Origin of the sequence: Roseateles sp. SL47 (genome assembly GCF_026625885.1) — a bacterium.
Lineage (GTDB): Bacteria > Pseudomonadota > Gammaproteobacteria > Burkholderiales > Burkholderiaceae_C > Roseateles.
This window is the reverse complement of record NZ_CP113068.1, coordinates 5,172,610-5,184,397: the sequence shown is the minus strand read 5'-3', so window position 1 is coordinate 5,184,397 and position 11,788 is coordinate 5,172,610. Positions and strand designations below refer to the sequence as shown.

General features: G+C 66.2%; 10 protein-coding genes. 4 read left to right on the top strand and 6 right to left on the bottom strand.

Going from position 1 to position 11,788, the window contains the following annotated elements; translation table 11 throughout:
• Positions 1 to 126 precede the first annotated feature (126 nt).
• From dapA to OU995_RS22410, 6 genes are all read right to left on the bottom strand, one after another.
• The gene (dapA, locus tag OU995_RS22435; RefSeq protein WP_267832362.1) at positions 127 to 1,008 is read right to left on the bottom strand and encodes a 4-hydroxy-tetrahydrodipicolinate synthase; all 882 of its coding nucleotides are present in this window, start codon (positions 1,006 to 1,008) and stop codon (positions 127 to 129) included.
• Positions 1,009 to 1,133: 125 nt separating this feature from the next.
• On the bottom strand, positions 1,134 to 1,811 hold the full coding sequence (locus tag OU995_RS22430) for a class I SAM-dependent methyltransferase (protein WP_267832361.1): 678 nt from the start codon (positions 1,809 to 1,811) through the stop codon (positions 1,134 to 1,136).
• A gap of 8 nt (positions 1,812 to 1,819) precedes the next feature.
• The gene (locus tag OU995_RS22425; RefSeq protein WP_267832359.1) at positions 1,820 to 2,623 is read right to left on the bottom strand and encodes an SDR family oxidoreductase; all 804 of its coding nucleotides are present in this window, start codon (positions 2,621 to 2,623) and stop codon (positions 1,820 to 1,822) included.
• A 32-nt stretch (positions 2,624 to 2,655) separates the two neighbouring features.
• Positions 2,656 to 2,826, bottom strand: coding sequence for a hypothetical protein (locus tag OU995_RS22420; RefSeq protein ID WP_267832357.1), 171 nt, complete (start codon positions 2,824 to 2,826; stop codon positions 2,656 to 2,658).
• Between the two features lie 3 nt (positions 2,827 to 2,829).
• A complete protein-coding gene (locus OU995_RS22415; protein WP_267832356.1) occupies positions 2,830 to 4,074 on the bottom strand; it encodes an MFS transporter in 1,245 nt (414 codons plus the stop codon).
• Positions 4,075 to 4,166: 92 nt separating this feature from the next.
• Complete coding sequence (locus OU995_RS22410; protein ID WP_267832355.1) at positions 4,167 to 5,741, bottom strand: amidohydrolase family protein; 1,575 nt, start codon at positions 5,739 to 5,741, stop codon at positions 4,167 to 4,169.
• A gap of 367 nt (positions 5,742 to 6,108) precedes the next feature.
• Here OU995_RS22410 and OU995_RS22405 point away from each other — a divergent pair, with 367 nt between their 5' ends.
• The 4 genes from OU995_RS22405 to parC all read left to right on the top strand — a co-directional run bounded on the left by OU995_RS22405 (position 6,109) and on the right by parC (position 11,749).
• Entirely contained in the window at positions 6,109 to 8,097 is a 1,989-nt protein-coding gene (locus OU995_RS22405; protein ID WP_267832354.1) for a DNA topoisomerase IV subunit B, read from the top strand.
• Positions 8,098 to 8,113: 16 nt separating this feature from the next.
• On the top strand, positions 8,114 to 8,656 hold the full coding sequence (locus tag OU995_RS22400) for a GNAT family N-acetyltransferase (RefSeq protein WP_267832352.1): 543 nt from the start codon (positions 8,114 to 8,116) through the stop codon (positions 8,654 to 8,656).
• Positions 8,653 to 9,351 carry a lytic transglycosylase domain-containing protein gene (locus tag OU995_RS22395; RefSeq protein WP_267832351.1) on the top strand — a complete coding sequence of 233 codons (699 nt, stop codon included), beginning with the start codon at positions 8,653 to 8,655 and terminating at the stop codon, positions 9,349 to 9,351. Before OU995_RS22400 ends, OU995_RS22395 begins: the two co-directional genes overlap by 4 nt.
• A 70-nt stretch (positions 9,352 to 9,421) precedes the next feature.
• A complete protein-coding gene (gene parC / locus OU995_RS22390) occupies positions 9,422 to 11,749 on the top strand; it encodes a DNA topoisomerase IV subunit A (protein WP_267832350.1) in 2,328 nt (775 codons plus the stop codon).
• Positions 11,750 to 11,788: the final 39 nt, after the last annotated feature.

Below are 11,788 nucleotides of genomic sequence, written 5' to 3'. Positions count from 1 at the left end.
ATCTCCGTTTGGTCACCGCGGCCCAGCCGCATTCAGAAACAGGGTGAGAGAGGATTAGAGCAGGCTTGAGCCGCCTCGGTGACCGGGGTGGCCCGAACTCGGCCACCCCTGAGCCACCGTGGGGGATCAGATCAGGCCCGCTTCTTTCATGGCTGCACCCACCAGCTGCTGGCCCTGGGCCGTCAGCGGGGTGAGGGGCAGGCGCAGATGGTTGCCACAGCGGCCCAGCTGGTTCAGGGCCCACTTGGTGGGCGCCGGGCTGGGTTCGCAGAACAGTTGCTTGTGCAGGCCCAGCAGCTTGAAGTGCAGCTGGGTCGCTTCACGGACACGGCCTTCGATGGCGGCCATGCACATGGCGTGCATGTCACGTGGGGCCACGTTGGCCGTCACGCTGACATGGCCGCGGCCGCCGAGCAACATCAGGGCCACGGCGGTACCGTCATCGCCGGAATAGATGCCGAAGTGCTTGGGCGCATGCTTGATCAGCCAGGCAGCCCGTTCAATGTTGCCGGTGGCTTCCTTGATGCCGAACACGCCGGGCAGCGAGGCGCAGCGCACGGCGGTTTCCGGGCTCATGTCCGCCACGGTGCGACCCGGCACGTTGTACAGCATCATCGGAATGTCCACCGCTTCGGCGATGGCCTTGAAGTGCTGGTAGATGCCTTCCTGCGAGGGCTTGTTGTAGTAAGGCACCACCGACAGGGTGGCATCCGCGCCAACCTGCTTGGCAAAGTGGCTCAGCTCGATGGCTTCGGCGGTGGAATTGGCACCCGTGCCGGCCAGGACCGGCTTGCGGCCCTTGACGTGCTCCACGGCCACCCGGATCACCTCGCGGTTTTCTTCCATCGTGACGGTGGGCGATTCACCGGTCGTGCCCACCACGCCGATCACGTCCGTGCCCTGGTCGATATGCCAGTCGATCAGGGCGCGCAGCCCGTCGAAGTCGATACGGCCATCTTCATGCATCGGCGTCACCAAGGCGACGATGCTGCCAACAATTGCGTTCATTGAGGATTCCTCGAGATCTGACGGATTCTACTGAAGCGGCGGCGCTTCCCCGGCCAGTCGGTGGCTGGGGGACCCACCGGACCCGATCAGCGCCGCCCGGATTGGGGGGAAGACCCAGGCGCCGGTCAGGGATTCAGCCGGTACCGGGGGGGCTGGGAGGGCCCGTCGCCGCTGGCATGCACCGCAGCAACGCGCTGGACATAACGCCCGTTGACCGGGGGAGTCTCCCCGGTGGGCAAGGGCAACGCGCCGGACGCCGGCTCAAGAAATCCGTCTTCGAATGCCACCACCCGGAAACCTTCGCAGACGCTCAGCAGCTCACCGGGGCGCAGCAGGAAGTCGGGCCGGGACGGGCGGCCGATGGTCTGCTGTCCCTCGGTAAAAGTTTCGTAAATCAACCAGCCCCCCGGCGCCACGGCCGCTTTGATCAGCGGCAGCAATGGGCGCCAGAGATAGTGGGTGACCAGGACGAGATCAAACTGGCGGCCCTGCAGCGGCCAGGGGCCGGCTTCAATGTCGGCCTGGATGATCTCGACCTGAGGCAGTTCGCGCAGGCCGGCGAGGGCCTCCGCATCACGGTCCACGCCGGTGACCTGCACACCCGCACCCGCCAGCAGCCGGACATGGCGGCCGTGGCCGCAACCAACATCCAGGGCGGTGCTGCCAGGGCGCTCCCAGGCCTGACGCCAGCGCAGCACCCAGTCACTGGCGGGGGCGGGTGAAGGGTGGGAGGACAGTGCGGCAGCCGTTGCGGATGAAGTCGCGGCTGCTTGGGGCGGAGGAGGGGGAGGGGAAGGGGGCATCACATCGGTCATTGAGGGCGTTGCTCCCGCTTCAGCGCATTCAGGGCCAAACGGTCCACCAGACCCGGGGCCAGCAGCTTCAGCCAGCGGCCCAGCTTGCCCTTGGCGGTCATCACGATGTCCCGCTCCCGGGCCAGGGTGCCGTCCAGAATCAGCCGGGCGCAGGTCTGCACGCTCATGGCGCCGCGCTCGTCCATGCTGCTATGCCCGGAGGCTTCACCACGGGCATTGAATCCCCGGTGGCGGATCTGGGTGTTCACCACCCCGGGGTAGGCAATCGTCACGCTGACGCCATGCGACGCCACTTCGGTCCGCAGGGCCTCGAAGAAGCCGGTCATGGCGAATTTGGTGGCGCTGTAGGCGGTGCGTCCGGGAATGCCCAGCAAACCGGCCAGGCTGGACACGGCCACGATCCGGCCGCGGCTGGCCTTGATGGCGGGCAGGGCGGCCTGGGTGACCCAGGCGGAGCCCCACAGATTGATCCGCATCAGCTGCTGATACCAGGCGAGATCCTTGACCTCATCGAACAGGGCGTGGGCCGACATGCCGGCATTGTTGACCAGTACATCAATGCTGCCGAATGCGCCCAGGGCAGCATGGACCAGCGCCTGGCAGGCGAGCGGGTCTTCCACATCGCAGGGCTGCACCAGCGTGCGGGCGCCCAGGGCTTGGCATTCCGCGGCCACGGCGGCCAGCTTGTCGGCGCTGCGGGCTGCCAGCACCAGGGACAGTTTGGATCCTTCCCGCTGAGCCCATTGGCGGGCCAGTTCCGCGCCGATGCCGTCCGAGGCGCCGGTGATGATCACGACCATGTTGTCTCCACCCTAGCTGTTATGTAAGCGGCCTAGAAGCAGGCCCAGATCTGATCTGCCAAGTGTTGCATCAGTGAAGGCTGGGCGTAGGCCAGGAAAACCAGCGCCAGCACCAGCAGCGCGGCCAGGCGCATCAGCCATGGCAACCAGGTCCTCCAGGTGCGCCAGGTCCTCATGGTGCTCATGGTGCTCATGGTGCTCATGGCTCATGCTGCTGCCGCTCGCGGCGCCCGGACGATGGCGCCCTCGCGCACCGGCAGGTTGGCCAGCATGGCCATCACACCCAGCGCGATGGCCAGCCACCAGACCACGTCATAGCTGCCGGTGGCGTCATAGAGCCTGCCGCCCAGCCACACACCGAGGAAGCTGCCGATCTGATGGCTAAAGAACACAAAGCCGCCCAGCATGGACATGTGCTGCACGCCAAAGATCTGGGCCACGATGGCATTGGTGGGCGGCACCGTGGAGAGCCACAGCACCCCCATCACCGCCGAGAAGATGTAGACGCTCCAGGGTGTCAGCGGCACCTGCAGGAAAATCAGGATGGCCACCGACCGCAACCCGTAGATGGCTGCCAGCACATAGCGTTTGGGCAGGTGCTGTCCCAGGGTGCCGGCGGTGTAGGTGCCGATCACGTTAAAAAGGCCGATCAGCGCCAGGGCGACTGTGGCGACCTGGGGCGACAGGCCGTGATCCTTCAAATAGCTCGGCATGTGCACGCCGATGAACACCACCTGGAAGCCGCAGACGAAATAGCCCAGCATCAGCAACTGGAAGCTGCGGTAGCCAAAGGCCTCGCGCAGCGCTTCGCCTACGCTCTGATGATGGCTGCCGGCGCCTCGGGCTGTTTCCGGCTCCCGGAGCCCGAAGGCCAGCGGAATGATCAGGCAGGCCGCGAGCGACAGTGCAAACAGCGCGTTCTGCCAGCCGGTGTGGCCGATCAGCCAGTTCTCCACCGGCACCATGAGGAATTGGCCGAAGGATCCGGCCGCAGCGGCCACCCCCATGGCCCAGGAGCGCCGCTCGGGGGCAATCTGCCGTGCGATCACCCCATACACCACGGCATAGGTGGTGCCGGACTGCGCCAGACCGATCAGCAGCCCGGCACTGCCGAGGAAGCCTGCGGTGGTGGTGGCCACCGCCATCAGTGCCAGGCCGGCGGCATAGAGCAGGGCGCCGACCACCAGCACACGCATCGCGCCAAAACGGTCGGCCAGCATGCCGGCGATCGGCCCGGCCATGCCCCAGGCGAGGTTCTGCACGGCCAGCGCCAGCGAAAACGCTTCCCGCGTCCAACCGCGCTCCACCGTGATGGGCGTCAGCCACAGGCCGAAGCCATGGCGGATGCCCATGGACAAGGTCACGATGGCGGCGCCGCACAGCAGCACCTGCTGCAGGCTGAGCGGGGCACCGCTGCGGGCGGTGGCGGGAGGGGCGGGCGGTGAGCTCATGAACCAACTGTAGCGTCCGTTGGCCCGTCGAGGTGACACCTGGACGACGAGTCCCTGGCGGCATCGGGGCGCGGCGCTTCCCTGGGGCTGGATCACTCGCCGGAGGACTTCTTGGCCTTGCTGCTGGTGGTGCTTTTGCTGGTCTTGGCCGCTGTGCTGCTCTTGCTGCCGGCGGCGGCGGCTTTGCCGGATTTCGCCGTCTTGCCCGATTTGGAGGACTTGCTGGACCGCGATGACTTCGCCGAGGCCCGGTGCGCCGCCTCACCCTCCGCCAGGGTGTTGTCATTGCCGGCGGTGGCCGCCACGTCGTCCAGCTGGGTCAGCACGCGGCCCTGCTTGATGCGCAGCAAGGGCTTGTCCAGTGCGGACAGATCTTCCAGCGGATTCGCATTGAGCACCAGGAAACTGGCTTCGCAGCCAGGGGCGAAACAGCCGAGCTTGCGCTTGGGGAACAGCGCCCGGGGGGTGTCCTGCGTGGCCATGCGAAGCAGGGTGGGTCTGTCCAGCACGCCCAGAGCGTCGAGGTGATGGACTTCACTCAAGGCATTGCCGGTGAACAGGTCGGAGCCCACCAGCAGCCGGACACCGGCTTCCTTCAGCCGGGCCAGATTGCGCTTTTGCACGTCTTCAATGCGGGCCTGCAGTTCCGGCGACAGCTGGAACAACTGCGTGGCCACCGTCGCGGTGATGACGCCAATCTTGCGCTCGGCCGCCATCACGGCCACTTCCGCCGGGATCTCATGGGTTTCCGGGGCTTCCCCATGCTGTGGGAAATACCCCGGCAACTCGGCGATGAAGTCCACGCCAGCCCGCACGGCCGCTTCAAAATCGCGGGCGCTTTCCACATGGGCCACCACCCGCAGGCCATCCTGATGGGCCAGCCTCACCACTTCCGCCATCACCTCGGGGGTCACGCCCAGCTTGCCGCGCTGGTCCGGCTGCTCGCGCAGCTCCGGGCGGTCGTGATAGCTCATGATGACCTTGACCAGATCGGTCTTGCGCTCCCGCACCAGTGGCCATTTGCGGGCGACATCCGCCGGGATGTCCATGACCAGCACCGCCTTGTCCACGATCTGGTCCAGCGTCATCGGGGGCTGGGCCGACTGCAGCATGGCCAGCGGCTGGCCGTCGGACGAGGTGATGCAGGCGGTGGCAAACAGCACATCCGGAGCGTCCGGCTGGTCGATGCGGCTGCGGATGGGGTCGATGGCGGCAGGGTCGGCGCACAGCATGGCGGCATAAAACACACCGTCGCGCAGATAGTCCTGGCCGAAGCGCTCCAGCCCCCAGGCGCTCTGCAGGTTGTGGTTGTGGCCTTCTGCGAGCGGCGGCACCAGCGTCTGGCCCCGCAACTCCATCATCCGGTTGACCTTCTTGGGCCGTTGGGCGGTGAAGACGCCGTCTTCGATGTAAAGCGAGCCGCGCTGCAGCTTGTCGCCATCAAACCATTGGGCATGGCGCAGCTCGATGGCCATTTCCGGGCTGGCCTTGAAGTCGGCGGCTGCAGCCGGGGCCACCGCAACCGCGAGGCTGAGTGGGCCGAGCAGACCGAGCAGGGCGAGCAGGGCGGTGCCCGTCCGGGCGGCCGCAGCGGCGATGCGGGTGCGGGCTGCGGCGCCAACCCGTGGGGCCAGCAGAGCGGCCGCGAATCGAAGGGACTTGAACATCAGGCGGGAACCTTGAAACCAGCCGCCGATGCTACGACAGCATGTAACCGTACATCGGGAATCGAAGTAACCGCATGTTCTGAACAGCGCCCTCGGACGGGTTCGGTAACGCAGCGGTTAGGGTCGGCTGCGCTGGTTGGGACTGACGATGCCACGGCTTGCTTTTCCCTGCTTCCAGGACTGAATTCCTCCCTGGCCGCCCTGCGCCGTGCTGTGATGGCCGCTGTCTGCGCCAAGAACCGGCGTGCCGTGGGGGCTACCAGGGGAAGGACGCATGGGCCCTGCCTTTCGATAAGGCCAATTCCTTCCTCACCCCGGCCGGCCGACAAGCTGCGGCCGCCTTGCAGCTCCCCTAGAATCCCGCCCCATGGCAACCAAAGCAGTCACTTCCCCCGGCAGCTACGGCGAAGGCTCGATCCGCGTTCTGAAGGGTCTGGAGCCCGTCAAGCAGCGCCCGGGCATGTACACCCGTACCGACAACCCCCTGCACATCATTCAGGAGGTGATCGACAACGCCGCCGACGAGGCGCTGGCCGGGCACGGCAAGCGCATCGCCGTCATCCAGCACACCGACGGTTCGGTGACCATCGAGGACGACGGTCGCGGCATTCCCTACGGCCTGCATCCGGAAGAAGGGGTTCCGGTGGTCGAAATCGTGTTCACCCGCCTGCATGCGGGCGGCAAGTTCGACAAGGGCTCTGGCGGCGCCTACAGCTTCTCCGGCGGCCTGCACGGCGTGGGCGTGTCGGTGACCAATGCACTGGCCAAGCGGCTGGAAGTCACTGTGTTCCGCGAAGGCCAGGTGGCCACACTGGCTTTCTCTGGCGGCGATGTGATCGAGCCGGTGCGCACCCGCAAGGCCGACCTCAAGGCGGGTGACCGGAAGCAAGGCACCACCGTGCGGGTGTGGCCGGACGGCAAATACTTTGAAAGCGCCGACCTGCCCAAGGGCGAACTGGTCCATCTGCTGCGTTCCAAGGCCGTGCTGATGCCCGGCGTGACCGTCACGCTGACGCAGGAAAAGACCGGCGACACGCAGACCTGGACCTACAAGGGCGGACTGCGTGACTATCTGATGCAGTCGCTGCCTGCCGACCCGCTGATTCCGCTCTTCGAAGGTGAGCAATACGCCTCGGCCTCCGAGAGCGAGAACTTTGCCGAGGGCGAAGGCGCCAGCTGGTGCGTGGCCTTTACCGAAGAGGGCCAGGTCATGCGCGAAAGCTATGTGAACCTGATCCCCACGGTGGCGGGCGGCACCCATGAGTCCGGCCTCAAGGACGGCCTGTTTGCAGCCGTGAAGGGCTTTATCGAAATGCATGCGCTGGCGCCCAAGGGTGTCAAGCTGATGGCGGACGATGTGTTCTCCCGTGCCAGTTTCGTGCTGTCGGCCAAGGTGCTGGATCCGCAGTTCCAGGGCCAGACCAAGGAGCGCCTGAACTCGCGGGATGCGCTGCGCCTGGTCTCTGCCTTTGTGAAGCCTGCGCTGGAGCTGTGGCTCAACCAGCATGTGGAGCACGGCAAGAAGCTGGCCGAGCTGGTCATCAAGCAGGCCCAGACACGCCAGCGTGCCGCCCAGAAGGTGGAAAAGCGCAAGAGCAGCGGTGTGGCCGTATTGCCCGGCAAGCTGACCGACTGTGAAAGCACCGACCTGCTGCACAACGAACTCTTCCTGGTGGAAGGGGACTCGGCGGGGGGCTCCGCCAAGCTCGGCCGTGACAAGGAAACCCAGGCCATCCTGCCGCTGCGCGGCAAGGTGCTGAATGCCTGGGAAGTGGAAAGGGACCGGCTGTTCGCCAACAACGAGATCCATGACATCTCCGTGGCTATCGGCGTGGACCCACACGGCAAGAACGACGAACCGGACCTCTCCGGGCTGCGTTATGGAAAGATCTGCATCCTGTCGGATGCGGACGTGGACGGTGCCCACATTCAGGTGCTGCTGCTGACGCTGTTCTTCCGCCATTTCCCCAAGCTGATCGCCACCGGCCATGTCTACGTGGCCCGGCCGCCGCTGTTCCGCGTGGACGCGCCAGCGCGGGGCAAGAAACCGGCCGCCAAGCTCTATGCGCTGGACGAAGCCGAGCAGCACGCCATCCTGGACAAACTGCGCAAGGAAGGTGCCCGCGAGGGCAGCTGGAGCATCAGCCGATTCAAGGGCCTGGGCGAAATGAATGCGGAACAGCTGTGGGACACCACGCTGAATCCGGAAACCCGTCGCCTGCTGCAGGTGGCCTACGGGGACTTCGATTTCGGTGACACCGAAGGCGCCATCAACAAGCTGATGGGCAAGGGTGAAGCCGCCGCCCGCCGCGAGCTCATGGAGCTGCACGGCGATTCCATCGAAGTGGACGTGTAAGCACAGCGGCGTGGCCATGACGCTCCACACCCGGGTCACCTTGCGCCCGACGATGCTGTCCGACCTGGACTTCGTCGTGGGGGTGGAGCAGGACGCCGCCAACCGCCCGTTCATCACGCCGTGGGAGCGGACCCAGCACGAAGGCGCCGTGCGATTTCCGGATGCGCGCCATTTCATCGTGGAGCTGGACGCCACCAGCGCCGGCTTCGTGATTCTGCAAGGCTGCCGCAGCCCCAACCGGTCGGTGGAGCTCAAGCGCATCGTGCTGCTGCCCAAGGGGCTGGGCGTGGGCCGGGCGTGCGTACGCAAGCTCAAGACCCTGGCCTTTGCCCAGCTGGGCGCGCACCGCTTCTGGCTGGATGTCAAAGGCCGCAATGAGCACGCCCGGCAGCTGTATGTCAGTGAAGGCTTTGTGGAAGAAGGCCGCCTGAGGGAATCCGTGCGGATCGAAGGCGAGGTGGGCCCGGAGGGCGCCGAGGTCTTCGACGATCTCATCGTGATGTCGCTGCTGCGCCGCGAATTCGAATCGCGCCAGGCGCAGGGAAGGGAGCCGTCATGACCTTGACCCGAGCGGCCGTGCTGCTGTCCCTGGCCGGCCTGTCGCTGCAGGCGCAGGCGGGGCGTGCTGAACTCTGGGGCTATGTGGATGGCAACGGCACGGCCCATTTCGCACCAACCCGCGTCGACACCCGCTATCAACCGATCTTTTCGGCGGCCAGCCCCACCCAGCGGGTGCCCGGCAAGACGGACAACGGTTCGCGGCTGCTGACCTGGCTGGACATCGCGCCGGAAGTGAAAGCGGTGACGCCCTATCTGCGTGAGGCCGAGGCCCAGACCGGCGTCCACATGGAACTGCTCAAGGCCATCATTGCGGTGGAGTCGGGCTTTCGCAGCGATGCGGTCTCTCCACGCGGCGCCACGGGGCTGATGCAGCTCACCCTGGTCAGCGCCCAGCGGTATGGCACATCCGATGAACTGCGCCGGCCCTCCGCGCTGCTGGAAGCCCGCACCAACATTCTGATCGGCGCACGCATGCTGGCCGATCTCATCCGCCGCTTCGGGCGCATCGACGGCGCCCTGGCCGCGTGGAACGCCGGTGAAGCCCCCGTCCGCCGCGCGGGCGGGGGCGTGCCCGACATCGACGAAACCCAGGCGCATGTCCACCTGGTCCTGGAGCTGTACTGGGCCCTGCTGCAACGGCGCATGGGCGCCCAGGCGCAGCAGATGACGCTCCAGCCGGTGGACGCCCCATGAATTCATCCGCTGCCTGACACCAGGTGGCGCCAGACCCAGATCCAGATGACCGGCCCGGCCGGTGAACCCGATGACCCAAGAGACGTTTGACTTCGATCCCAAGCCCACGGGCAACACTCCCTCGGGGGATTCGCTGACGCTGGCGCAATATGCCCAGCAGGCCTATCTCGAATACGCGCTGTCGGTGGTGAAGGGCCGTGCCCTGCCGGCCTGCAGCGACGGCCAGAAGCCGGTGCAGCGCCGCATCCTCTTCACCATGGAACGCATGGGCCTGGCCTTCGCCGGGACGGGTGGAGCCAAGGCGGTGAAAAGTGCCCGGGTGGTGGGTGATGTGCTGGGTAAATACCATCCGCACGGAGACCAGGCCGCATATGACGCGCTGGTGCGCATGGCTCAGGACTTCAGCCAGCGCTATCCGCTGATTGACGGCCAGGGCAACTTCGGCAGCCGCGACGGTGACGGTGCCGCCGCCATGCGCTACACGGAAGCCCGGTTGTCGCCCTATGCCCGCCTGCTGCTGGACGAGCTGGACATGGGCACGGTTGATTTCCAGCCCAACTACGACGGCGAGTTTGAAGAGCCCAAGGAACTGCCGGCCCGCCTGCCGTTTGTGCTGCTCAACGGCGCCTCCGGCATTGCGGTCGGCATGGCCACCGAAGTGCCCAGCCACAACCTGCGGGAAGTGGCGGCAGCGGCCGTGGCGCTGCTGAAGAACGACAAGCTCAGCGACGACGAATTGTTCAGCCTGCTGCCCGGCCCGGACTACCCGGGCGGTGGCCAGCTGATCAGCTCCGCCGAAGAGGTCCGCACCGCCTACAGCAATGGCCGCGGAAGTTTGAAGCTGCGGGCCCGCTGGAAGATCGAAGACCTGGCGCGGGGCCAGTGGCAGCTGGTGGTCAACGAGTTGCCACACGGGGTGAGCGCCCAGAAGGTGCTGGAAGAAATCGAAGAGCTGACGAACCCGAAGGTGAAGGCCGGCAAGAAGACGGTCACGCCGGAGCAATTGCAGCTCAAGGGCACCGTGCTGGCCGTGCTGGATAAGGTGCGGGACGAATCCAGCAAGGACGCGCCGGTGCGTCTGGTGATCGAGCCCAAGAGCCGCACCATCGACCAGCAGGACCTGATCAACACGCTGCTGGCGCACACCAGCCTGGAAACGTCGGCGTCGCTGAACCTCACGATGGTGGGGGGGGATGGCCGGCCGATGCAGAAGACGCTGCGCACCATCCTGACGGAATGGCTGCAGTTCCGCCTTGGCACCGTGACGCGCCGTACCCAGCACCGTCTGGACAAGGTGCGTGACCGGATCCATGTGCTGGAAGGCCGCCATCAGATCCTGCTGCACATCGACGAAGTCATCCGGATCATTCGCAATTCGGATGAGCCCAAACCCGCCCTGATCGAGCGCTTCAAGCTCAGCGACCGGCAGGCGGAAGACATCCTGGAAATCCGGCTGCGCCAACTGGCGCGACTGGAGTTCCTCAAGATCGAGCAGGAGCTCAAGCAACTGCGCGAGGAAGCCACCAAGCTCGAAGAAATCCTGTCCAACCCGGCGTCGCTGCGCCGCACGGTGGTCAAGGAAATCGAGGCCGATGCCAAGCAGTTTGGCGACGAGCGCCGCACGCTGATCCAGGAAGACAAGCGCGCCGTGGCCGAAGTCCGCATCGTGGACGAGCCGGTGACGGTGGTGGTCAGCCTGAAGGGCTGGGTGCGTGCGCTCAAGGGGCACGAGGTGGATCCGGCGGCGCTGGCCTTCAAGTCCGGCGATTCGCTCTACGGCGTCTTCCCATGCCGTACGGTAGACCCGCTGGTGGTGCTGGGCAGCAACGGCCGGGCCTATTCGGTGCCCGTGTCGGCGCTGCCGGGCGGCCGTGGCGACGGGCAGCCGATCACGACGCTGATTGAGCTGGAGTCCGGCACTCAAATCGCCCATTACTTCGCAGGCGCGGCATCACAGCGTCTGGTGCTGGCGGGTACGGGCGGCTTTGGCCTGGTGGCTGAAGTGGGCGACCTGGTGGGCCGTCAAAAGGCGGGCAAGAGCTTCCTGAGCCTGGAAGGGCAGGAACTGCCCCTGCCGCCTGCGGTGGTGCCGGCGGGCGCCCATCAACTGGCCTGCCTGACCTTGAACGGTCGGATGCTCACCTTCCCCATGGACGAGCTGAAGCATCAGCCCAAGGGGGGCCGAGGCCTCACCCTGATGGATCTGGAAGCCAAGGATGCGCTGATCAGTGTGGCGGCGTTTGCCCAGGCGCTGCTGGTGCAGGGCAGCGGCCGAGGCGGCAAGGCCAAGGAGGAAGTGCTCAAGGGCGCAGCCCTCGCCGGCCACGCCGGCAAGCGAGCCAAAAAGGGCAAGGTGGTGGAAGGCCTGCAGAAGGTCATGCGGGTGCTGCCGGCCTGAGATCGCGTGGGCCCAAGGGATGGGCGCTGAGGCTGTGTG